Source organism: Pseudomonas helleri (assembly GCF_009600315.1).
Taxonomy (GTDB): domain Bacteria; phylum Pseudomonadota; class Gammaproteobacteria; order Pseudomonadales; family Pseudomonadaceae; genus Aquipseudomonas; species Aquipseudomonas helleri_A.
Map to the genome: position 1 here is coordinate 18,310 of NZ_WIWC01000042.1, position 21,184 is coordinate 39,493.

General features: G+C 55.1%; 21 protein-coding genes and 3 pseudogenes. 19 read left to right on the forward strand and 5 right to left on the reverse strand.

The window, feature by feature from the left end; genetic code table 11:
- Nucleotides 1–105 precede the first annotated feature (105 nt).
- Nucleotides 106–432 (forward strand): DUF883 family protein, encoded by a 327-nt coding sequence (locus GHN86_RS19425; protein ID WP_153377487.1) that lies wholly within the window; start codon nucleotides 106–108, stop codon nucleotides 430–432.
- Here GHN86_RS19425 and GHN86_RS19430 read toward each other — a convergent pair.
- Nucleotides 429–1,328, reverse strand: a complete 900-nt coding sequence (locus GHN86_RS19430; RefSeq protein ID WP_153377486.1) for a LysR family transcriptional regulator — start codon at nucleotides 1,326–1,328, stop codon at nucleotides 429–431. The two genes, GHN86_RS19425 and GHN86_RS19430, sit on opposite strands and share 4 nt — an antisense overlap.
- Before the next feature lie 113 nt (nucleotides 1,329–1,441).
- Between GHN86_RS19430 and trpB the strand changes: the two genes are divergently transcribed.
- Both trpB and trpA read left to right on the forward strand, forming a co-directional pair.
- On the forward strand, nucleotides 1,442–2,662 hold the full coding sequence (gene trpB / locus GHN86_RS19435; protein ID WP_153377485.1) for a tryptophan synthase subunit beta: 1,221 nt from the start codon (nucleotides 1,442–1,444) through the stop codon (nucleotides 2,660–2,662).
- Nucleotides 2,662–3,468, forward strand: a complete 807-nt coding sequence (gene trpA / locus GHN86_RS19440; RefSeq protein WP_153377484.1) for a tryptophan synthase subunit alpha — start codon at nucleotides 2,662–2,664, stop codon at nucleotides 3,466–3,468. The genes trpB and trpA overlap by 1 nt, the downstream gene beginning before the upstream one ends.
- 97 nt (nucleotides 3,469–3,565) lie before the next feature.
- Here the strand turns inward: trpA and GHN86_RS19445 are convergent, their stop codons facing one another.
- The gene (locus tag GHN86_RS19445; RefSeq protein ID WP_153377483.1) at nucleotides 3,566–4,312 is read right to left on the reverse strand and encodes an NRDE family protein; all 747 of its coding nucleotides are present in this window, start codon (nucleotides 4,310–4,312) and stop codon (nucleotides 3,566–3,568) included.
- Nucleotides 4,313–4,436: 124 nt separating this feature from the next.
- Between GHN86_RS19445 and GHN86_RS19450 the strand changes: the two genes are divergently transcribed.
- The 9 genes and pseudogenes from GHN86_RS19450 (at nucleotide 4,437) to GHN86_RS19490 (ending at nucleotide 14,475) form a co-directional block, all read left to right on the forward strand.
- Nucleotides 4,437–5,219, forward strand: a complete 783-nt coding sequence (locus GHN86_RS19450) for a sulfite exporter TauE/SafE family protein (protein WP_153377482.1) — start codon at nucleotides 4,437–4,439, stop codon at nucleotides 5,217–5,219.
- Nucleotides 5,220–5,231: 12 nt separating this feature from the next.
- On the forward strand, nucleotides 5,232–6,035 hold the full coding sequence (gene lgt / locus GHN86_RS19455; RefSeq protein ID WP_153377481.1) for a prolipoprotein diacylglyceryl transferase: 804 nt from the start codon (nucleotides 5,232–5,234) through the stop codon (nucleotides 6,033–6,035).
- A 53-nt stretch (nucleotides 6,036–6,088) separates the two neighbouring features.
- A pseudogene (locus GHN86_RS19460) lies at nucleotides 6,089–6,673 on the forward strand (thymidylate synthase); the annotation flags it as partial.
- A 121-nt stretch (nucleotides 6,674–6,794) separates the two neighbouring features.
- Nucleotides 6,795–7,373 (forward strand): annotated as a pseudogene (thyA, locus tag GHN86_RS19465) (thymidylate synthase); the annotation flags it as partial.
- Nucleotides 7,374–7,483: 110 nt separating this feature from the next.
- Nucleotides 7,484–8,731, forward strand: coding sequence for a tyrosine-type recombinase/integrase (locus GHN86_RS19470; protein ID WP_194286558.1), 1,248 nt, complete (start codon nucleotides 7,484–7,486; stop codon nucleotides 8,729–8,731).
- On the forward strand, nucleotides 8,728–11,076 hold the full coding sequence (locus GHN86_RS19475; protein ID WP_033897587.1) for a site-specific integrase: 2,349 nt from the start codon (nucleotides 8,728–8,730) through the stop codon (nucleotides 11,074–11,076). The genes GHN86_RS19470 and GHN86_RS19475 overlap by 4 nt, the downstream gene beginning before the upstream one ends.
- A complete protein-coding gene (locus tag GHN86_RS19480; RefSeq protein ID WP_323369995.1) occupies nucleotides 11,073–13,142 on the forward strand; it encodes a tyrosine-type recombinase/integrase in 2,070 nt (689 codons plus the stop codon). The genes GHN86_RS19475 and GHN86_RS19480 overlap by 4 nt, the downstream gene beginning before the upstream one ends.
- On the forward strand, nucleotides 13,139–13,645 hold the full coding sequence (locus GHN86_RS19485; protein WP_033897589.1) for a hypothetical protein: 507 nt from the start codon (nucleotides 13,139–13,141) through the stop codon (nucleotides 13,643–13,645). Before GHN86_RS19480 ends, GHN86_RS19485 begins: the two co-directional genes overlap by 4 nt.
- Nucleotides 13,642–14,475 carry a thymidylate synthase gene (locus GHN86_RS19490; RefSeq protein ID WP_033897590.1) on the forward strand — a complete coding sequence of 278 codons (834 nt, stop codon included), beginning with the start codon at nucleotides 13,642–13,644 and terminating at the stop codon, nucleotides 14,473–14,475. The genes GHN86_RS19485 and GHN86_RS19490 overlap by 4 nt, the downstream gene beginning before the upstream one ends.
- Nucleotides 14,476–14,698: 223 nt before the next feature.
- Here GHN86_RS19490 and GHN86_RS23915 read toward each other — a convergent pair whose 3' ends face one another.
- Nucleotides 14,699–15,133, reverse strand: coding sequence for a MerR family transcriptional regulator (locus GHN86_RS23915; protein WP_078470575.1), 435 nt, complete (start codon nucleotides 15,131–15,133; stop codon nucleotides 14,699–14,701).
- Between the two features lie 93 nt (nucleotides 15,134–15,226).
- Here GHN86_RS23915 and GHN86_RS19500 point away from each other — a divergent pair, with 93 nt between their 5' ends.
- Nucleotides 15,227–16,189 carry an arsenic resistance protein gene (locus tag GHN86_RS19500; protein ID WP_033901842.1) on the forward strand — a complete coding sequence of 321 codons (963 nt, stop codon included), beginning with the start codon at nucleotides 15,227–15,229 and terminating at the stop codon, nucleotides 16,187–16,189.
- 37 nt (nucleotides 16,190–16,226) lie between these two features.
- Here GHN86_RS19500 and GHN86_RS19505 read toward each other — a convergent pair.
- Nucleotides 16,227–16,319: pseudogene (locus tag GHN86_RS19505) on the reverse strand (transposase domain-containing protein); the annotation flags it as partial.
- Nucleotides 16,320–16,443: 124 nt separating this feature from the next.
- Between GHN86_RS19505 and GHN86_RS23735 the strand changes: the two are divergent.
- Complete coding sequence (locus GHN86_RS23735) at nucleotides 16,444–17,640, forward strand: hypothetical protein (RefSeq protein ID WP_228386024.1); 1,197 nt, start codon at nucleotides 16,444–16,446, stop codon at nucleotides 17,638–17,640.
- 52 nt (nucleotides 17,641–17,692) lie between these two features.
- Here GHN86_RS23735 and GHN86_RS19515 read toward each other — a convergent pair whose 3' ends face one another.
- Nucleotides 17,693–18,169 (reverse strand): helix-turn-helix domain-containing protein, encoded by a 477-nt coding sequence (locus GHN86_RS19515; RefSeq protein ID WP_033901843.1) that lies wholly within the window; start codon nucleotides 18,167–18,169, stop codon nucleotides 17,693–17,695.
- A 176-nt stretch (nucleotides 18,170–18,345) separates the two neighbouring features.
- Between GHN86_RS19515 and GHN86_RS19520 the strand changes: the two genes are divergently transcribed.
- The 5 genes from GHN86_RS19520 to GHN86_RS24110 all read left to right on the forward strand — a co-directional run bounded on the left by GHN86_RS19520 (nucleotide 18,346) and on the right by GHN86_RS24110 (nucleotide 21,182).
- A complete protein-coding gene (locus GHN86_RS19520) occupies nucleotides 18,346–19,080 on the forward strand; it encodes a metallophosphoesterase (RefSeq protein WP_033901844.1) in 735 nt (244 codons plus the stop codon).
- A gap of 76 nt (nucleotides 19,081–19,156) precedes the next feature.
- On the forward strand, nucleotides 19,157–19,474 hold the full coding sequence (locus GHN86_RS19525) for a hypothetical protein (RefSeq protein WP_033901845.1): 318 nt from the start codon (nucleotides 19,157–19,159) through the stop codon (nucleotides 19,472–19,474).
- Between the two features lie 98 nt (nucleotides 19,475–19,572).
- Nucleotides 19,573–20,070, forward strand: coding sequence for a hypothetical protein (locus tag GHN86_RS19530; RefSeq protein WP_033901917.1), 498 nt, complete (start codon nucleotides 19,573–19,575; stop codon nucleotides 20,068–20,070).
- Between the two features lie 81 nt (nucleotides 20,071–20,151).
- Nucleotides 20,152–20,781: an HAD family hydrolase gene (locus GHN86_RS19535; protein ID WP_033901918.1), complete on the forward strand. Its 630-nt coding sequence runs from the start codon at nucleotides 20,152–20,154 to the stop codon at nucleotides 20,779–20,781.
- A 134-nt stretch (nucleotides 20,782–20,915) separates the two neighbouring features.
- Nucleotides 20,916–21,182, forward strand: a complete 267-nt coding sequence (locus GHN86_RS24110) for an antitoxin Xre/MbcA/ParS toxin-binding domain-containing protein (RefSeq protein ID WP_076964232.1) — start codon at nucleotides 20,916–20,918, stop codon at nucleotides 21,180–21,182.
- The last annotated feature ends 2 nt before the right edge of the window (nucleotides 21,183–21,184 follow it).

Consider the following 21,184-nt stretch of genomic DNA (forward strand, 5'->3'; position numbering starts at 1 on the left):
ACTTTGTGGACGATTTGAAAGGAAAAGTTCAGTTCAACTGCACTTTCTCAAACCCCTGTAGTCGGACTTAACAAGCACCTCACTCATCAATGCAGGAGAGCCCTAATGGCTAGCAATTCTCTACGTAAAGCATCATTGCAAAGTATGGAAGCAGAGATCGAGAGCCTGCTCAAGTCTCTGGAAGGCCTCAAGCACGACGCTTCCGAGGAGTCCCAGAAGACCCTGAAAGTGCTCAAAAGCAATGCAGAAAGCGCCCTGAAGCATTCTCGTCATCTGATCAGCGATGCCTACGAAGAAGTGAAAGATAAAACCCGCGAAACAGCAGTGGCTACTCGCGAATACGCGCAGGAGCATCCGTATGCCACGGCGGGCGTTGCAATTGGCGCGCTGGGCCTGCTGGCCGCCTTCCTGATGTGCAAGCGCGGTAACTAATTTGCCGCGCTGCGTGCAAGCTCAGCCTTGAGCCATTGCGCCAGTTGCCGGGCGCGTCCATCTGCGGCGCGCTTGGGCAGCCACAACGCCAGCTGTGCCGGGGTTTCTCTGAAGCCCCAAGGCGCAGCCAGGCGTCCCGCCTTCAAATCCTCAGCCACTAACGGCTCGGGGGCAATCGCTACACCCAGTCCCGCCACCGCTGCCTCCAGCAAATAATACAAATGCTCAAACCCTTGCCCGTACTTCAAATCGCCCGGCTCTAACGCGTTTTGTTGTGCCCAGCTTGGCCATGCCTGTGGCCGCGACGTGGTGTGCAACAACGGTTCTTCAAGCAGCGCACTGGCAGGTGCCATGCGCAGTTGCTCATAGCGGGCGAAACGAGGGCTGATCACCGGCCCGATGCGTTCACTGGCCAATTCATACACCTGCATGTCCGCTGGCCATGGTGGCTCGGCAAACACCAGCAATGCATCGAGGCCGGGTCGGCGTGGGTCCAGATCGCCTTCCCCAGCTGACAGGTGCAGGCGCAAATCAGGCAAGTCGGCATTTAAACGACCCAGCCGAGGGATGAACCAGCGCGCCAGCAAACTGCCTGAACAGCCGAGAACGAAAGGCGCATTATCGTGGCTTTGTGTGATTTCGGCGCATACATTGCGCAGGCGTTCAAAGGCTTCACTGCTGGCATCGCGTAGCCGGATACCCGCGTCAGTCAGCTTCAGGCCGCGGCCTTCCTTCACGAACAGGCTGACCGCCAAATGCTCTTCGAGCACTTTTAATTGCCGACTAACGGCGCCGTGGGTGACATTTAAATGGTCCGCAGCAAGGCTGACACTGCCCAAGCGGGCAGTGGCTTCAAACGCACGAAGGGCATTGAGGGGGGGAAGATCGCGGCTCATGGTATCTGTGAGTTTTCCTGACAGGTTGTGGCGATCTTATCGGTTTTCATCCAGCGCTGTCGCGGTTAAAGTCAGGCCCATCGACCTTCGTACCTTTTCAGCTGGAGTGTCACATGACCCAATCAACTTTGCGTACCGGCCCTGATGCCAATGGCCTGTTTGGCGCATTCGGCGGCCGCTACGTGGCCGAAACCCTCATGCCGCTGATCCTTGATCTGGATCGTGAGTACGAGCTGGCCAAGACGGATCCTGAGTTCATTAAAGAACTGGCCTATTTCCAGCGTGATTACGTGGGTCGTCCAAGCCCGCTTTACTACGCCGAGCGTCTGACTGAGTTCTGCGGCGGCGCCAAAATTTACCTCAAGCGCGAAGAGTTGAATCACACCGGCGCGCACAAGATCAACAACTGCATCGGCCAGATTCTACTGGCCCGGCGCATGGGTAAAAAACGCATCATCGCCGAGACAGGTGCCGGCATGCACGGCGTGGCAACGGCCACTGTGGCCGCGCGTTTTGGCCTGCAATGCGTGATTTACATGGGCACTACTGACATCGAGCGTCAACAGGCCAACGTTTTTCGCATGAAGTTGCTGGGCGCCGAAGTGATCCCGGTGGTGGCGGGCACAGGCACCCTCAAAGATGCGATGAACGAAGCCCTGCGCGACTGGGTGACGAATGTTGATGACACGTTCTACCTGATCGGCACCGTGGCCGGGCCACATCCTTATCCTGCGATGGTGCGTGATTTCCAGGCCGTGATCGGCAAAGAGACCCGCGATCAGATGCAAGCTCAGGAAGGCCGCCTACCAGACAGTCTGGTGGCCTGCATTGGCGGTGGCTCCAATGCCATGGGCCTGTTTCACCCGTTTCTGGATGACACCAGCGTTGAAATTATCGGCGTTGAAGCAGCGGGTTACGGGATTGAAACCGGCAAGCATGCGGCCAGCCTCAATGGTGGCGAGCCGGGCGTGCTGCACGGCAATCGCACCTTTCTGCTCCAGGATGACGATGGGCAGATCATCGACGCGCACTCCATTTCTGCAGGCCTGGACTATCCCGGCATCGGCCCGGAGCACGCCTGGTTGCACGACATTGGTCGCGTTGAGTACACCTCGGTGACCGACGATGAAGCTCTGGACGCATTTCATAAATGCTGCCGTCTTGAAGGCATTATCCCGGCACTGGAAAGCGCCCATGCGCTGGCCGAAGTGTTCAAGCGTGCGCCGACCCTGCCGGCCGATCACCTGATGGTGGTCAACCTGTCGGGCCGAGGCGACAAAGACATGCAAACCGTGATGCACCACATGGAACAGTCCCAGCAGGAGAAACACTGATGAGCCGCCTGCAAACACGTTTTGCCGACCTTAAAGAACAAAACCGCGCTGCGCTGGTGACGTTTGTCACCGCGGGAGACCCGGATTACGCCACCTCTCTGGCCATCCTCAAGGGACTGCCTGCGGCTGGCGCGGATGTGATTGAGCTGGGCATGCCCTTCACTGACCCTATGGCGGATGGCCCGGCCATTCAGCTGGCCAATATCCGGGCCTTGGGCGCCAAACAGAATCTGGCGAAAACCCTGCAAATGGTTCGCGAATTCCGTGAAGGCAACACGGATACGCCGCTGGTGCTGATGGGGTATTTCAACCCTATTCACCACTACGGTGTGGCGCGTTTTATTGCAGAGGCCAAAGACTCGGGTGTGGATGGCTTGATCGTTGTCGACATGCCGCCTGAGCACAACGGTGAGTTGTGCGACCCGGCGCAGGCAGCGGGTTTGGACTTTATTCGTCTGACCACGCCGACCACTGACGATGTACGTCTGCCGACGGTTTTGGCTGGCAGCTCGGGCTTCGTGTATTACGTGTCGGTAGCGGGTGTGACCGGTGCGGGTTCTGCGACGACTGAGCAGGTGAGCTCAGCGATTGAGCGTCTGCGTCGTCATACCGATTTGCCGATCAGCGTTGGTTTCGGGATTCGCACCCCGGAGCAGGCGGCGGCGATTGCCCGTCTGGCTGACGGTGTGGTGGTGGGGTCGGCGTTGATCGACAAGATCGAAAATGCGGCAACGCCTGAGCAAGCGGTAGATGGTGTGTTGAGCTTGTGTGCGGCACTGGCTGAAGGTGTGCGCAAGGCACGCTGAAAAATCTAAAGCACCCTCACCCTAACCCTCTCCCGGAGGGAGATGGGACTAAAATGCTCCCTCTCCCTCTGGGAGAGGGTTGGGGTGAGGGTAGCCGTTACACCGCCAACTTCACTTCCCCCAAACGCGCCCCCGATGGTCCAAAACTGCGTTCCACCATCCCTCTTGAGCCGTCTGCATTGACGATCAGCGTCGTGCTGGCGCGTGTTCCATAGGTGGGGCTGGCTATAAATACACTCGATAGCAAACTCTCGGTCGCCAACCCGACGCCGGTATCCGGCAGCTCACTAAAGGGCGCAGTCTGCGCATCCTTGAGCAGCGCCATCAGCGCTTCATGCTGTGGATCGCCAAGCACTTCATTCAGCGCCGCCCTGGCTTTCAGCAGCTTGGGCCAGGGGGTATCCAGACCGGCATTCGAGATGCCGTGAAGCCCCGGCTCCACGGGCTGGGCTGCCAGCTCGCGGGAATTGAAATGCCACAGTTGATCAGTGGTGCCCAACAATAGATTAAAGCCGGCGTAATCCACCGATCGTCGACCCACTTCGTTGAAATACTCGCCGATCGAACTGTCACCGCTCAAAAAATCCGACACCAGTTCACCTCGTGATCGTCGGGCCGGTGGCTTGTGCGGTTCACGAATGTTGGTCAGCGCAGCAAATCGGCCGTTGGCGCCAATCCCCAGCCACGTGCCACCGGCTTCAAGATCACGACCGGCATACACCTGCGGCGCCTCGGTCCAGTGGGCCAGCGGTTTGCTGGGGCGCGCGTAAAATTCATCACGGTTGGCCGCAACGACCAGAGGCTGTGCGTGGCCGGGGCGCCAAGCGAAGACAATCAGGCACATAGGCAGGGCACTCCTTAATGTTTTTTTAACCCCACTACTTATAGATTGCTCTGCCGTGTCGCGCCATTGAGTGGAGCCTTGGCCTTTGCTCCGTTACCATGCGGGTCAAATTTGGGGGGGCGTCATGGAATTTCTGCTCTATCTGGTGCTTGGAAGCTTTGCGGGCGTACTGGCCGGATTGTTCGGGGTCGGTGGCGGGATCATCATTGTGCCGGTGCTGGTGTTCAGCTTCACCTTGCAAGGCTTTAACAGTGAAGTGTTAACCCACCTGGCCGTCGGTACGTCATTGGCGACGATCATTTTTACGTCGATCAACTCGATTCGTGAGCACAACCGCAAAGGCGCTGTGCGCTGGCCGCTGTTTATCTGGCTGACAGTCGGTATTTTGATGGGCGCAGGCATCGGAGCGATAACAGCAGAAGCCATTTCCGGCCCTTATTTGCAGAAAATAATTGGCGTATTTGCCGTCCTCATTGCCCTTCAAATGGCCCTGGGGCTGCAACCCAAAGCCAGCGGCACTGTGCCTGGTAAAATCGGACTGACGGTCGCCGGCACTGTGATTGGCTGGGCCTCGGCTATTTTCGGGGTAGGTGGCGGTTCGCTGACCGTGCCGTTCCTGAGCTGGCGCAGTGTGCCGATGCAGCAAGCCGTGGGCACCTCGGCAGCCTGCGGTTTACCCATCGCGCTGGTGGGTGCATTAAGTTTCATGATCATTGGCTGGCACAATCCTGACTTGCCCGCGCATAGTCTGGGTTTTGTCTACCTGCCGGCGCTGCTCGGGATTGCCCTGACCAGTATGTTTTTTGCCCGTTTTGGTGCGCGTTTGGCCCACACGCTGTCGCCGCGCCTGCTGAAACGGCTGTTTGCCGCACTGTTGTTCTGTGTCGGTTTGAGTTTCCTGATCTAACGAGGAGTCGTAATGCTGCCTTACCCGCAGATTGATCCGGTGGCATTGGCCATCGGCCCGCTGAAAATCCATTGGTACGGTTTGATGTACCTGATCGGTATTGGCGCCGCCTGGCTGATCCTGTCACGCCGCCTTAATCGTTTTGATCCCACGTGGACCAAGGAAAAGCTCTCGGACCTGGTGTTCTGGGTGGCGATGGGTGTGATTGTCGGCGGTCGTTTAGGGTATGTGCTGTTCTACGACCTGAGTGCTTACATCGCCAACCCGCTGCTTATTTTTGAAGTGTGGAAAGGCGGTATGGCGTTCCACGGCGGCCTGATTGGCGTGATGCTGGCCACCTGGTGGTTTGGCAAACGAAATAACAAGTCGTTCTTCCAGATCATGGACTTTATTGCTCCTGTGGTGCCCATCGGTCTGGGCGCAGGGCGTATCGGCAACTTCATCAACGCCGAGTTATGGGGCAAAGCCAGTGATGTGCCCTGGGCGATGATTTTCCCGACCGACCCTCAACAATTGGCGCGCCACCCGTCGCAGCTTTATCAGTTCGCGCTGGAAGGTGTGGCGTTGTTCCTGATTCTTTGGTTGTATTCGCGCAAACCGCGTCCAACCATGGCAGTTTCCGGGATGTTCGCGCTGTTTTACGGCATCTTCCGCTTTATCGTCGAATTCGTCCGTGTACCCGATGCCCAGCTGGGCTATCTGGCGTTTGGGTGGGTGACGATGGGGCAAATTCTCTGCATACCAATGATTTTGGGTGGCCTGTTCCTGATCTGGTGGGCTTACCAGCGTGACCCCGCGGCTCAAAAAGCGGCGTAATACATTCGAATGGCAGGGTTTATAAAACCCTGCATTCAAACGGTAGGAAAACCATGAAGCAATATCTCGACCTCGTTGCCAACGTTATTAAAAATGGCACCTTGCAAGCCAACCGCACCGGTGTGAAGACCATCAGTCTGCCCGGCGCTATGTTGCGCTATGACCTCAAGGAAGGCTTCCCGGCCATCACCACCCGCCGTATGGCTTTCAAATCAGCCATTGGCGAGATGTGCGGTTTCTTGCGCCCCGTCAACAGCGCGGCGGACTTTCGTGCGCTGGGTTGTAAGGTATGGGACCAAAACGCCAATGAAAACGCTCAGTGGCTGGCCAATCCGTTTCGTCAGGGCGAAGACGATCTGGGCGAAATCTATGGCGTGCAATGGCGCAAATGGCCTGCGTACAAGCAAGTCGACCGCAGCAACGTGGCCGCTATCGAGCTGTGCCTGAGCCAGGGCTATCGTCAGATTGCTGAAGGTGAGGAAGACGGTCAGGCCTACGTGGTGCTGTACAAGGCCATCGATCAGGTGCGTCAGTGTGTCGACACCATCATCAATGATCCGGGCAGCCGCCGAATCCTGTTCCACGGCTGGAACTGCGCCCAGCTTGACGAGATGGCCCTGCCGCCGTGCCATTTTGTGGACAACCAAAGTCTAGTGTCATTTTCACTGCTGGCCTAAAACAGACCGTCCCTTTTTTTTTCGGTATCATCATTTTTTTTCATAAGTCGCGCGTCCGACGCTCGGCAGACCAGAGGCAATCATGAAAGCGTACCTAGATCTCCTGACCGATGTAATCACCAACGGATTGGTCAAAGGTGATCGGACGGGTACGGGCACCAAAGCAGTGTTCGCACGTCAGTTTCGGCACAACCTCGCAGATGGCTTCCCGCTGCTGACGACAAAGAAGCTTCATTTTAAGAGCATTGCCAATGAGCTTATCTGGATGCTCAACGGCGATACGAACATAAAGTGGCTTAACGAAAATGGTGTGCGCATCTGGGATGAGTGGGCCACCGAGGAGGGCGATCTAGGCCCGGTTTACGGTCAGCAATGGACTGCTTGGCCCACAAAGGACGGTCGCACCATCAACCAGATTGATTACATGGTTGAGACGTTGAAGACGAATCCGAACAGCCGTCGTATCCTCTTTCACGGCTGGAACGTCGAATACCTTCCCGACGAGCGTAAGAGCCCGCAGGAGAACGCTCGGAACGGGCTCCAGGCACTCCCTCCGTGTCACGTCCTCTACCAGGCCTTCGTTCACGATGGGCACCTTTCGATGCAGCTGTACATTCGCAGCTCGGATGTGTTTTTATTATACCCCCTCGAAGAACCTGCACAGTACGCAATGGCTGCGTAGTAAGGCTTTACTTCCAAGCTCATTTATTGTGCCCCGGTACGAAATGCACATTGTGTATAGTACGGGCCGCTTTGAGGAGAACGGAAGCAGTGAAGGTCATCGCAGTTAGGGGCACCCCCCTAGATTTCAGAGAGTCCCCAACCAGGCGGGACGACCCATCTGAAGAATCCCCAATTCAGGAAGCCGTGAACGTCATAGGGACAGCCGTCTTTGATGATGATGAGCGCCTAATGCCTTTGATTTCGGGCTACCTATCCCACGCGCTCCGGGAAGCCGATATATCCCAGCAGACGGCCATCACCTATGGTCGCAACCTCGGGTACACCTGCGAGTACCTGATGAACCGCCGTGAGTTCCGTGATTGCGAGCGTGACTCAGCGTTCTTGGAAATCCGTACCCACGTGATCGAGGAGTACTTCGCTCACCTACGCGAGGCAGAAGGTCTTTCCAAGACGACGGTGCGCAACCGGGATTCGTCTTTGATGGCGTTTTTCAACGATTCTCTATGCCGGGGAGTGGACGACGTACCCGCGCCTCGTACCGCGCCTAACCCTTACACTGCCGGGTACCTATCTCCCCGTCCTAACAAGAACTTGGTGGTAGCCTGTTCCCTGAATAATCTCAGAGAGCTCATCCTGGCCACGCAGAGTGAGCGTGAGCGTTGCTTGCTCCAGTTCATGTACGACGCAGGCGTGCGCCGCTCAGAAGTCCCGCGAGTGACCCTCAAAGCCATCGATGATGCCCTTCAATTCCAGGACACGTTGTTCATCTCGCCTGGTGTCTCAGAACCGGTGAACGCGGACTACTGCCCGCTGCATATTGATGGAAGCAAAGGCCCTGCGGACTCCTTCAAACCCCGTCAGACGTTGGTCAGCCGCGCCACGCTGCTGCGCATCAAGAAGTACCATGCTTCGCCGCTGTACAAAATGACTAAGCGTCAATTCAAGGGGGCTGAGAACACCCCTGCTTTCCTGAATGCGGAGGGGGGTGAGTACACCCCTCGCTCGATCTCCAAGCTCTTGGAGCGCACATCCGAGCGAGCGCTGAACCTGCTGAAAATCGACAGGATGATCTCTCCCCACAAGTTGAGGCACGGGAACGCCTATGCCCTGTTGAGGACGCCAGACATTGGTAGTGATTACCTTGACCGGCTAGTGACCGTGCAAAAGACGCTGGGTCACTCGCGCCTCAGCACGTCGGAAACCTATACCCAGATCCCATACGACCTCTACCAGAAGCTCGTACGCCCCGGAACTGAAACCAAGACGAAAGCAGGCGAGATGGCCAAGCTTTCCCAACAGACGCGCCTGAAAATTGATGCGGGAGATATGAAATGAGTCGGCTGACTAGCGCTCAGGTAGATGCTGTCATTGAATCGTTTGTGGCCCGCGTCACTGATGATCGTGAATCGTTGCTTAGGGTATGCCTCAGTAGGGGGGAGGACTTGGCCGTAGCCCCTAACTACGTCATTGAACAGACCAACCTCAGCCCAATGGCGATCTCTAAGCGCACTTCATACTTTGAGCCGATCTTCGATGCGATGCGCTCCGAAGGCATCATTGTCCCAGGTCACTCGTCGAACGCTTGCGATTGGCGCCGTAGGTTGCTTGCTTGGTATGAAGGCATGCCTATGGAGGAGAAGTTGGCCATCCCGGTGTTTGGCAATAGCATCAAGGATCGAGGCTTCTTGAGCGAGATTCCTGAGTTATCAGGCTTCAATGGCGCGAGGACGAGATATGAACTCGTGAGGATGACATTCGAGGAGATCGTCGATGACCTCCGAAAGCTCGGCGTACTTGATTCCAGCTACCAAACTGTTGAGCAACGGGTTGCCTCGAAAACAGAGAGCAAACCCACTAAATCTTTGCGAGACGTCTTCAGCGCTTTGCGCTCAGTCCACATCCATCGCCTGTCTGACCTCGCAAGCCCGGAAGCGGAGCATCCCTTCCAGCACTTGCTGCACCTATTCAGCGCTTCATCAATGAAGAGCAGTAGTACGTCTGGTCAAAACAACTTCATCGAGGCTTTTAAATACTTCCGAGCCTATCTCATGGAGGCCAACTACACAGGCCAGGAGGATATCCGGGAGCTGGTAACGCCGTACTCCCTTCCTAAGCTCAGGGGATATCTCCAGGACAAGATCCTTGAGCGTTCACTGTCGACCAGCCACAGCAGTACCCTTATGAGCTCTGCTCGGAAAATGATGGCACGCGCTATCCAGATTGAGGGCCTGGGGCTGACCAGTTTCGTCGGTGCTGCAGGGTTTGATACTGAACGTGAGACTGACCAGTACAAGCCTTATCCCCAGGCTGTGCGAAACCGAATCTCGAAAGTCATTGAGCAAGAGATTGAGGAAACCAATCGCTTGGCCCAGCCTTACGTTCCAAGCCAGGTAGGGGAAAATCCGCTGAACCCTGACGGAAAAGTACGCCGAGGCTTTAACACTCTCGATAATGCGCGGTGGATTTTTGAGAACAAACTCGACTGCAAGCCCCTGAGCTTCGAATCCGTAGATAAAAACGACCCCTATCAACGGGCGTTTATGTCGATTATTTCGACTTCGTCAATTTCTATCTTCGAGGTTTATAAAAGCTGGGGCGTGCAGTATCAGATCGATGGTCGAGTCATTGCGCCATACATCGCTCGGCTTGCCCAGGTCACCGGCATGAACGCTGACTCTTTGCTTGGACTGGAGCTGGATGATTTCATTGAACGCCATGACTTAACCGATCGGCCTTGCTTGCTGTATTGGAAAGAGCGTTCTGAAGGCGCGAAGATGCTTCATCTCGATATTTTCCATGCGGAAATTTCTTGGCTGACGACGTCTCAAGGCCGTGTGGTCAAGAAAATCTTTGACGATGTGAAGCATCTGACCCGTGAGATCCGCTTGAATGCGCCTGTCGAGGCTCAGAACAAGCTCTTCATCTACCGTTCAAGCTCTCCCAGGAAATACGGTGTTGTAGATTCCTTTGAGAACTCTGGTGGCAACCAGCTCAATAAGACCCTGGATAAGTTCTCTCAGGATCACGGGCTGCTTGACGAAGATGGCAATCCTCTCAAACTATCACCGTCACGTTTCCGACCAAGTTTCGTGAGCGAGCTGATCGAGCGCGGCGTCTCTCCGCGTGAGATTCAGGTGCTCCTGGGACATAAGAGCCTCAGCACCACCATGGCCTATCTGGATCAGATGGATTTCAACCCCATGGCGCGCCGGATGCTGAACAAGGTTCTCCATGAAATGCAGCAAGACACGCTGGAGGAGGCCCCGAAGCTCATCCCGACCACGACTATCGAGTCCGCGCCTGAAGCTATGCCGCTGCGTTCTGGCCTGGCGACCTGCATGAACGTCTTTGATCCACCAGCATTCATCAAGGCTTTGGCAAGCTACGACCCCAGCAAGCCCTGCACGCTGTTTAACAAGTGCCTTTCATGCAGCAACAGCATCATCACGGTATCGCACCTGCCGGAGCTCTTCGCCATGCGGCGCGACTACCAAAGAATGATTGAGGTCAACCGGGTGCTCGATACGCCTTACGGAGCCGTCATCCTGGACAACCTTGATGTGCTGAACAACCTTCTAGATCCTGAGACATCGGACTTTTCCGTAGAAGAGTTGACCAAGGCTGAGCGCCTCTCTGAAAACCTGCAGGTCAGTATTTTGACCGAGGGGGTAACGCTGTGAACCATGCTCTGATCCCTGAACTCGCTGCGTACAAACAGTGGCGTACAGCTGCTCACACCCTGCTGCTTGAGTTGCGCAGAAACATCGCCGATCCGACTCCTGTGTCGCTGGAAGCACTCTCTTGGTACCAGGCGCTTATGGCGTTGCCTGTCAGTAAGACGTCCGTCTTGGGCGACGCCGTATGGGACTTCAATGACGATCATCCGAACGCAGCCAGGAACGTCCAAGGAGCCAAGCTACGGCTCAATTTTGAATCGTATCCATTGCTCAATCAGTCGGCGGTCTTGGAGGTCAAGGTGGCCCTGTATTGCTGGCTGAAGATGCCGGCGGCAACCCGATCGTTTGCCTCGCCAAGGAACATCAAGGCCAACACCGCCATTTCATGCATGAAGGCTGGATTGAGCTTCCTGGATACGATGTCGGGGCAGGCGCGTCAGCTGATGACGGATGAGTTCTTCGAGGTTGCACACCATGGTCTGACGTACTTTGACACGGGTATGTACCGGGAGGCAGCGCTCATTCATCCCTACGCCTTTGGCCCTGATCTCAAGAAGTTCTTTACCTTGGTCAGGTCGCCATTTTTCGAGGAGCAGATTTTCGAAGAGCCACTGCCGTACGTTCAGCTGGAGTCGCTGGCCTGGGCCAAGGTACTCAAGCACGTCCCTGATTCCGAGCGCACATACCGTATTCTGCCGAACGATGTGTTCGAGAAGGCTTCCCGCGAGGCGTCGTTCGCAGTCGTCGATTTCCTAAGCACTCTAGGGGAGCCTGTAGATGATCTGGTTGCCCTGCCCCGCCAAAATGCCAGTGGCTATTCGTTGGCAAGGGCCCAGGAGCTGTCGCGGTATAACTTCGATCTCTACGTGGCTCTGCGGCTCCGCAGGAAAGGCTACGAGTCCGACGCGATGGCTGAAGCATTGGATGAGGTTCGACCTGAGTACCTGTCGCAAATCGGTCAGCATGATTTCAAGGCACCTGAAACCCTGGTCAAGCTCACCAGTGCGAGATTGGACGATGAGTTTCGTCGGTACATCAATTTCGTCTCGTACAGTGCCTGCTATCTTGTGGCGCAGTACACCGGCATGCGGCCTTCAGAGCTTTCAGAGATCCTGGTTGAGTCGTGCATGGAGGAGGAGAGCGATTACTGGTTGCTGATCAGCAACGTGATCAAACATCGCCAAGGCTTGGCCAAGCTGTTCGACGACAAATGGATCGCGATTCCGATCGTGCGTGACGCGATTCGTGCTGCTTGCTTCATCGCTAAGGTGAAGCAAAACCCTTACCTGTTCTCCAGTGTGGACACCGTCGATCAGGAGGCTGAACCGAACTCGATGTCCTCCGTCGGCATCACTCGCCAGTTCAGCACGTTTTTTGAGGAGATTCTGACGGACGAGGAGTTCGAGAGCCTGGAGTTCTCACCTTACACGTTGCGGCACACCCTGGCCTATCAGATGGCCAGGGCAGAGCTTGGTCTTCCGTTTATCTCTCACCAGCTGAAGCATTTCGGTGACCTCATCGGTAGTGCTGGCCAGAACAAGGCGTTCAGTGCGGTGACGCTTGGGTACGGAGCAATCGCTGAGATCTTGTCCAAGGGTGGGCGTTCTTCTAGTAAGGCGCCGACACAAATGGCGGAGGAGGAGTACATCCTGAGCTACTGCGATCCTGACGGTAACTACGCCGGCCCCAATGCAGAGAGCCACAAGGCGCGGATGAAGAAGGTGTTCAGCGGGTACATGGCGGCTGGCTACACCAAAGAGCAAATCATCGCCCAGATGGCCAAGAAGCGCATGGCGATCATCAATGTGGGACAAGGCTTCTGCTATGGCGGTCAGCGCGAGCTATTTGACGAGTCTCTTCCCTGCATCGGATCGCTGCGTTGCAATCCGAATCGGTGCAAAAACGCCGTTGTCACAAAGGCTCATGCCCCTAAATGGCGGGAGATCTATGTGCAGAACAGCTTGGCCTTGAGCTCTCCGAACTCAGCAGGCGCGGAGGAGGAATTGCGAGCGGCGATGGAGGAAGCCAAGGGTGTGTTGGAACATCTGGGTGAGGAGGTTGAGGTATGACAGTCCAGGCCTTTGATGCCAAGAATAAGCTCGACTACGACCGGAACACTGAGCTGCTGGCTCAGGGGCTTATGCAGATTGCCTCTGATCCGAAACTGAAGCCGACGATGGCGGAGCTGAGCCGCATCACAGGCATTCATCGCAACACTATCCGGCAACGTGACTTCCCGGCGCAGCGGCTTGAGGCGATCAAGGACAACCGTCGCATTGCAGTGCTTGCTCAGAGGGTCAAGGCTGAGAAGAAGCAGGATCCTAAGACGATTCTGATGCAACGCCTTGAAAAGAGTCGATTGGAAGTGCTTTATTGGTTCAATAGGTATCAGGAATCTGAGAACTCTTGTGCCACGTTCAAGAAGAGATTGGACACTGTCCGCGAGTCTAGGGACTATTTCAATCAGGTCGCAGATGAGCTGCGCCGGAAGATCAAAGAGCAAGATGCCGAAATTCTGAAATTACGTGACGCGCTGGATTTGGTCAGCGCGAACCTTGAGGAACCGAAATGAAGATGTACCACGATTTGCTGGCCGACGTGCTAGAGAATGGCGTCGAGAAAGGCGATCGCACCGGCACCGGCACGCTGAGTGTCTTTGGTCGCCAATTCCGCCACAACCTGGAGGATGGCTTCCCGCTCCTCACCACCAAGAAGCTGCATTTCAAGAGCATCATCAACGAGATGATCTGGTTCCTGAATGGTGACACGAATACCAAATGGCTGAAGGAGCATGGTGTCAGCATCTGGGATGAGTGGGCAACTGAAGACGGTGACCTCGGCCCGATCTACGGCAAGCAGTGGACGGCCTGGCCTACCCAGGACGGCAAGACCATCAATCAGATTGACTACGTCATCAACACGCTCAAGACGAACCCGAACAGCCGTCGCATCCTCTTCCACGGATGGAACGTCGAGTACCTTCCCGATGAGTCTGTGAGCCCTCAGGAGAATGCCCGGAACGGGAAGATGGCTTTGCCACCGTGCCATCTGCTCTATCAATTCTATGTGGCAAATAATAAGTTGTCCGCGCACTTATATATTCGGTCTAGTGACCTATTGCTTGGCAATCCCTACAATTTGGCTGGAGTTAGTTTTCTAACTCATATGCTCGCACAGCAGTGCGATTTGGGAGTTGGCGAAGTTGTAGTTACCATGGGTGATGCGCATATTTACTTGAACCATATTGAGCAAGTTAAGCTGCAACTGACTCGTGATCCGCGCCCTCTTCCAAAATTGGTGTTCAAGCGTAAGCCAGAGAGCATCTACGACTACAAATTTGAAGACTTTGAGGTTGTGGGCTATGACCCACATCCTCATATCCCCGCTCCTGTATCGATCTAACTGAGTCGATGCCTGGCTAGCCAATCTTGGTTGGCCAGGATGCGGGTGTCGAATGGCAAGTCTAGGCCTAGCCTCATCGTTTTAGACGTCTCTCCTGCAAGCGTCTGCCCAACACATCTTGCACCAGCCCGCTTGGTGTAGACGGACGCTCGAAACACCCTGTCGAGACTATCGCGCTATTCGGTTTCGATGGCAGCTTGCTCCCCCTATGCTCTTGACTCGTCTAGGAGCAGCAACCAGAGCGAGCCCCAGCAGCGGGTTCGAACAGTGACTCAACAATCGTACAGTCTGGAGTGTTCGAGCCTAGGCATGTTGACTCACACGTGCCTGCCATTGAGAGCAGCTCTATCCGGATCTGCTGGAGCTTAGCTACCTTAGATTCCACTTCTGCCAAGTGCTTCTTGACCACCGACAACGCATCAGCACACGGACGATCAGCATCTGCCGCGAGCGCAATGAGTTCGCGGATATCGTCGAGTGGAAAGCCCAGTTCACGATTCTGCCGGATGAAGATGAGTCGTGACCGATGCTTTTCGGTATAGATTCGATGCCCCCCTGTCGACCGTAGGGCCGGAGGGAGAAGGCCTATTTTCTCGTAGTAGCGAATCGTTTCAATGTGGCAACCCGTTGATTTCGACAGCGCTCCGATTCCTGACATCCAAACTCCCCAAGCATTTTCTTGAACCTGTAGTAGCTACAGATATTAACCTGCTCAATCGAAAAATGATTTCACGCGTTTTAAGGGCATTCCGTGGACAGAGAACAGCTAGAGAAGAACCAGATTCCCGTTTACTTCGTCGCGGTCATTGTCGCGGCTATCGGAGGCCTGCTCGCACCTGATGCCTCTCAAGCGTTAGGTGCGTTGGTGACACCAGCTATCGCTGTGCTGATGTACGCCATGTTTCTACAGATCCCATTCCTGGATCTCCGCGAAGGGCTTGCAAACAAGCGTTTCATGACCGCGCTGCTGACCGCCAATTTCGTCGCCATCCCCCTGTTGGTTTGGGCGTTGACGATGGGCCTAGCCGACCACCCGGCGATTTTGGTGGGCGCACTATTGGTCTTGCTGACGCCTTGTATCGATTATGTGGTGGTGTTTACCCATATCGGTAAGGGCGACTCCAAACTGACTCTGGCGGCAACGCCATTACTACTCTTGCTTCAGCTTGTGCTACTGCCCCTCTATCTAGCCTTCATGGTGGGTAATGACTCGGCGGTGGTTATATCGGTCGGCCCATTTGTTGAGGCCTTCGTAGTGCTGATCGCTTTACCCTTGGTCTTGGCAGTAGCAACAGCTGCCGGGGCAAAGAGGTCACGCGTCGTTGAGGGCTGGAACAATGCATGGGCTTGGATGCCTGTGCCAGCTATGGCGGCTGTGTTGGTCGTAGTGGTCGGCTCTCAGATCTCAGCAGTGGTCAGGGACATGGACAAGCTACTGCCCGTTATTCCCGTCTACCTCGGTTTCATGCTCTTGGCACCACTGGTCGGTGCGCTGGTTGCGCGGGCATTTAAATTGCCGGCCATCACTGCAAGATCAGTGGCGTTCAGTAGCTCGACACGAAATTCATTGGTGGTTCTGCCCCTGGCACTGGCTTTGCCCGAAGAAATCAGAGGGCTCGCTGCGGCAGCAGTTATCACTCAAACGCTGATTGAGTTGGTCAGCGAGCTAATTTACATCCGAGCAATTCCTGCTTTGGTCTGGCGCAAAATGTAGAAGCTTGGTAAGCACAAGTCCAAGACACCCTGCGTGATTAAACGGTCACCCACCTGTGTGGTAACAGCTCGGCAATCTCACTAGCTCGCTGCGTAGGCAGGCGCGTCAACACATCCTTCAGGTAGGCATAGCCGGGCAGGCCTGCTCCAGGTGAATACTTCGATCTTGATATACCAGTGAGCGGCTATCTCTCGGGCGACCTCCAGCGTAGGCTTCAGGTTATGCAGGACGCAATCAGGCACCAAGGAGTTCACATGTACCTCACGATCATGAAGCCACAATCGCTTCAGCAAATCGCTGTATTAGCCCGTGGATTATGGATCGTTGAAGGCCCTGAGGGCTCCGTGCTGGTAATCAAGGCAGGGAAAGAGCTGATCCTGGCCGCTCAGCAAAGGCGCGAATTGAAGCTTTACCTGGCGCCATACAAGGTAGACGAAACGACGGGATTTACGCTTCTCACTGCCTGCTTTGATGACCCACAAAGCCCGCTATTGATCAAAACCCCACTCATCCCAGGTGACCCTCTCACCGAGGCACTGCAGAGCTTCCCTGACGAGTTCAGTGTGTGCTTTTTCGACGAGCACAACCGTGAGCTGTTCAGTTGTAAGGCCCAGGCGAAGCTTGGTCAGCTCCGCAAGGAGCTCGGTACACTCAGCCCAATTGGAGCAGATCACTGGCCCAAGATGTATGAGCAGGCGGACAGGTGGTTCAGCCTCACGACCTATGAGGACGACGCTCGTGCCGCAACGGTGTTACTAGGGGAGGATTTGTTCCCCTCGGACTATTTGATCACCGACCTGACCCGCCAGGACTTTCGAGGCTCCAAAGGCTTTTCCAATACACAGTTGGAGCGCACTGAGCCGGGTACGTTTCAGGAACTGGATATCATCTATCTGCTCCAGCGGGCATATACCTCCGAGCGGATCATCCATGGCCCCTTGAAGGTCTCCGATGGCGAGGAGCTGGCTGACGTAGTGGTAATGGGCGATGAAGTGACTTTACTGCTGCAGGCGAAGGACAGTCCCAATACCCCAGCGACGTTGAACACAACGCTTGAGAGAAAGCGAAAGAAGGCTACAAGTCAGTTGAAGAACGGTCTTCAGCAACTACGTGGCGCTATTTCAACGATCAAGCGAGAAGGCAATCCAGCCTTGGCGCTTGTGGGCGGCACGCCCTTGGACATTGATCTTGCTGCACGACCCCTGGTGGGAGTTGTCGTGGTCAGAGAGTTTTTTATCGACAACTACGATGAATACAGCACCATGATTTTGAAGTTCATGGATGAGGTTGGTGTCCGCGTCCTAGCCTTCGATTACAACGAGTTCGAGGTGATGACCCGCCACTGCCCTTCGGAAGATGCACTGCTGTCAGCGTTCTTCCAGATTTCCAAATGCGCTGAGGAAAGGCGGATCTATCCCAGGCTGCGCTTCAAGGATCTGCCGCCGCGCTAAATCGAATCGGACAAGTGGAGAGCTTCTTTGCTCGTGCCCCACGACTCCCTTTCTAACCAGGCAGTTCTTTGAGCCAGTAACGCCTGACAGTCGCTTCAGGCAAACCCAGCGCTCGACTCACCTCCGCCTTCGACATGCCACTGGCCTTGAGCTCTAGCACAGCTCGGATTCGATCTGGGCTGCTGGGTTTGCCTCGCGTGCGCTTTACCAGCCCTTCACCTGCGTCCCAGTGCTTCTTCAGGCCCTGCAAGCCTCCCAGGGCTATGAAGCCCTCCAAATCCTGCGAAGCCTTCGCCATGACATCGATAGGTGATGACCCATTCTGGAGAGCCTGGCATAGCGCGACGAGAGCCACGAGGTCGAAATCTAGGGTGCGCGCGATCTTGCTCAGCTTGACCAAAGAGACCTGCGTTTTCCCTTGCTCCAATCGCGACAGATTGGCTTGGGAACTGATCTCGGCGAGCTCCTCCTGGGCCGATCCTCTAAGGTCGCGCAGAGCTCGGACTATTGCTGCTATCTCGTTCTGCATGCTGAGCGCTCAAAACGAAGAATAGGGCCACAGCGTCATGCGTCGATAAATATCGAAAGCTGGCAATAATGGCGCCCATCGTTTATCGTGGGCCTACAGATGACAGCCTCGCCGCGTCCGGGCGACCGGCCAGGGAGTGATCAATTTATTAGAAAGTCGACGTCAGCAGGCTAGGGATGAAGCTTCACATACTGTCTGATTTACATTGTGAGTTCGCCGATTTCGTCCCCCCTGTGGTGGACTGTGACGTGGTCGTATTAGCCGGCGACATCCACGTGAAGTCCAGGGGGGCCAGATGGGCCAGCCTGGCCTTCAGCACGCCTGTCGTCTACGCCATGGGCAATCATGAGCACTACAGCGGGAATATAGATCGAACTCACAGCAAGCTGCTTGACGCTGCTGAGGCGCACGTCCACGTCTTGGAAAATCAGGTTTTAGAGTACGGTGATGTGCAGTTTTTCTGTGCTACGGCTTGGACAAGCCTGGCCGCGACCGGAGACCCAGTAGCTGCTTCTTGGTGTGCTCGTGACTCACTGAATGACTTTCGCGCTATCCGTGTCGGTGAACAGTATCGGCGTTTGCGCCCTGACGACCTGATCGCGAGAAATCGAGAGACGAAGGAGTGGTTAGAGGCTCAGCTGTCTCTGCCATTCAACGGTAAACGTGTAGTTGTGACTCACCATCCGCCTCTTATGAAGTTCGTGAGTGACCAAGGAGCCGATCCTCACTTGCGAGCAGCCTATGGAAACAATTGGGATGGCCTGATGGATTTCAAGATCGATCTATGGATCTTTGGCCATACCCACGAAGCTGTGGATGAGGTTGTTAATGGCGTCCGGTTTGTGAGTAATCCTCGTGGTTATCCCACCGAAGAAACTGGCTTTCGGCCAGACCTAGTTGTCAGTGTATGAAGCCTGACAGGGCTGCCGGCGTTTAGCTTTTTTCAGTAAGTGAGTAGGTTTCAAATTCGAACGTGATGGAGAATCCATGAGTTGTCTGAATTCCCAGGACTGGACGGCTGAGGGCGGAATACGACTGCCCAGTCTGGTGTCAGCTAAGTTGGCGATTGCGCAGGCCCATGATTGGGGTGCACTAGTGGACGCGTATCTGGTAGATGCAGCTGAAGTTGGCGATCGTTTCGTTGCGTATGTGTATGGCGATCTTTCAGGGCAACTGGTTGATGGGATGACAATTGTCACACCCCCTAGTGAGGTGATAGCGGAGGTCGAAGGCATGGCGTTATTGCGGACAGTGTCAGGCAACGATCATTACGTCATGGTCAGCCGATTGCCTGCCGCCGCTTGAGTGCCCCCGCGTCGTCGAGGCCGCTGTCTCAGCCTGCTTCAGTAGGCCCCACCGTCATCTAATCCATTAATAGTTAATGTGTGTTTAAGGGAAGAAGCATGTCCGAGTTAAAGAAATTGACATTGACTGTTAAGAACTATGATGCTCAAGCGAGCGGTGATCTAGACGCTCTCTATCGACGTGTTAGATATGAAGATGAACACGGCGCTACGCTCTATTTCAAGGAGGTTGTGATGCTGAAGTATCTTGCGAAGCATGGTGCTTTGGCGACTGATGTTCCGCGAACTTGGTACTATAAACATGCCTCAAAGAAATCGATAATTGTTGTCGCTTTTGAGAAGGCTGGTGGGAAAGTTGAGTGCGACTTGGATGATCTGCGAATTATTGCAAGGTCGACTTTGGTAAAGGGTGTGGTTATTTCGCTAGCAGCGGTTCCAGCTGGGATTATTGCTGCAACGGCCACCTTTGGAGTTGGGCTTGTCATTATTCCTATGTTTTTGTGGTATGGGTACAGGAACGTCTTCAAGCTTCCGAAAATGCTGGGTCGAAAAACGCTGGTGGATGATTTTTCAAAATTTGGCGTTACTCTTCGGTAGATTGGTTATTTGGTTGTTGAGCTTGATTCTCGTTAGAGTGGCTGGCTGTCTTGCGGGCGGTGACCAGCGAAGGAAACTCAGATGAAGACCAGTGCCGTAATCTTTGACGCCTTCGGAACGCTGGTAGAGATACAGCAGCCGACACATCCGTTTCGACAGTTGCTTCGAGAGGGGCGACGCCAAGGCCGCTTGCCTCGCGCTGATGACATCCGAACGATCATGACCCATTGCCTTTCTCTAAGCGAGGCTGCGCTGGCCTTTGGTATCAAGATCTCGCCCTCCCAACTCGCATTTCTTGATCAATGCTTGGAGGAAGAGCTGGCAAGCATTCAGCCTTATCCAGACGCGGTTGAGGCCGTTGGGCTACTGCAAGCTGCAGGGGTGAGACTGGCCGTATGTTCAAACCTGGCAATGGCCTACGGCCCCGTAGTGGAAAGGATTTTCCCGCACCTTGGGGCCTATGGTTTCAGCTATCGCATTGGTGTTATGAAACCGCAAGCCGGCATCTATCAGCACACCTGCGATCTGCTTAATGTCCGGCCAGAAAATGAGCTCAGTGGTCAGAGGCGGATCGTCATGATTGGCGACTCAGAAAGGTGTGATCGGGATGGGCCTGGCCAGGTTGGTATCAAGGGTTACCTGTTGCGCAGGAATGGAGACGGGGCTTCCAATCTTTCCCACTTTGCACGATCAGTGCTGAGTGATAGGTAGCTGCGAGCAGATCTTCAATTCGATGGTAAGCGTTGCGTCTGAGCTAAAGGGCCGCGCCACGAGGTGGCCCTGCCGGGATGCCCCCTGCACAGAGTACGAGGGGCGACCAGACCAGTATCACCAGAGGGTGAAGCATGAATGAGCTTAGGATTGTCGGGCGATGTGTTCGCTCCCCGATTGGCTGCTGGAGTGCTAGGCATCGCTGTTTTCAGACGCGTTACGAGCAGGTCTTCTCAATCGCACTTGAAGTGTTTGGAAGCCGAAAGAAGGCGCAGCGATGGCTTGTAAGATCTGTAGCAGGTGTAGGCCGTCAGACACCCTGCAGGGTGCTGTGCACACCTATGGGATTCACAATTATCCATGACGAGATTATGCGGCTTGATCACGGCATACGTGCCTAATC

Excerpts from the sequence above, each read along its gene's own strand:
- GHN86_RS19425 (WP_153377487.1), top strand. The coding sequence starts at position 106 with ATGGCTAGCAATTCTCTACGTAAAGCATCATTGCAAAGTATGGAAGCA.
- GHN86_RS19430 (WP_153377486.1), bottom strand. The coding sequence starts at position 1,328 with ATGAGCCGCGATCTTCCCCCCCTCAATGCCCTTCGTGCGTTTGAAGCC.
- trpB (WP_153377485.1), top strand. The coding sequence starts at position 1,442 with ATGACCCAATCAACTTTGCGTACCGGCCCTGATGCCAATGGCCTGTTT.
- trpA (WP_153377484.1), top strand. The coding sequence starts at position 2,662 with ATGAGCCGCCTGCAAACACGTTTTGCCGACCTTAAAGAACAAAACCGC.
- GHN86_RS19445 (WP_153377483.1), bottom strand. The coding sequence starts at position 4,312 with ATGTGCCTGATTGTCTTCGCTTGGCGCCCCGGCCACGCACAGCCTCTG.
- GHN86_RS19450 (WP_153377482.1), top strand. The coding sequence starts at position 4,437 with ATGGAATTTCTGCTCTATCTGGTGCTTGGAAGCTTTGCGGGCGTACTG.
- lgt (WP_153377481.1), top strand. The coding sequence starts at position 5,232 with ATGCTGCCTTACCCGCAGATTGATCCGGTGGCATTGGCCATCGGCCCG.
- GHN86_RS19475 (WP_033897587.1), top strand. The coding sequence starts at position 8,728 with ATGAGTCGGCTGACTAGCGCTCAGGTAGATGCTGTCATTGAATCGTTT.
- GHN86_RS19485 (WP_033897589.1), top strand. The coding sequence starts at position 13,139 with ATGACAGTCCAGGCCTTTGATGCCAAGAATAAGCTCGACTACGACCGG.
- GHN86_RS19490 (WP_033897590.1), top strand. The coding sequence starts at position 13,642 with ATGAAGATGTACCACGATTTGCTGGCCGACGTGCTAGAGAATGGCGTC.
- GHN86_RS23915 (WP_078470575.1), bottom strand. The coding sequence starts at position 15,133 with ATGTCAGGAATCGGAGCGCTGTCGAAATCAACGGGTTGCCACATTGAA.
- GHN86_RS23735 (WP_228386024.1), top strand. The coding sequence starts at position 16,444 with ATGTACCTCACGATCATGAAGCCACAATCGCTTCAGCAAATCGCTGTA.
- GHN86_RS19515 (WP_033901843.1), bottom strand. The coding sequence starts at position 18,169 with ATGCAGAACGAGATAGCAGCAATAGTCCGAGCTCTGCGCGACCTTAGA.
- GHN86_RS19520 (WP_033901844.1), top strand. The coding sequence starts at position 18,346 with ATGAAGCTTCACATACTGTCTGATTTACATTGTGAGTTCGCCGATTTC.
- GHN86_RS19525 (WP_033901845.1), top strand. The coding sequence starts at position 19,157 with ATGAGTTGTCTGAATTCCCAGGACTGGACGGCTGAGGGCGGAATACGA.
- GHN86_RS19530 (WP_033901917.1), top strand. The coding sequence starts at position 19,573 with ATGTCCGAGTTAAAGAAATTGACATTGACTGTTAAGAACTATGATGCT.
- GHN86_RS19535 (WP_033901918.1), top strand. The coding sequence starts at position 20,152 with ATGAAGACCAGTGCCGTAATCTTTGACGCCTTCGGAACGCTGGTAGAG.
- GHN86_RS24110 (WP_076964232.1), top strand. The coding sequence starts at position 20,916 with ATGAATGAGCTTAGGATTGTCGGGCGATGTGTTCGCTCCCCGATTGGC.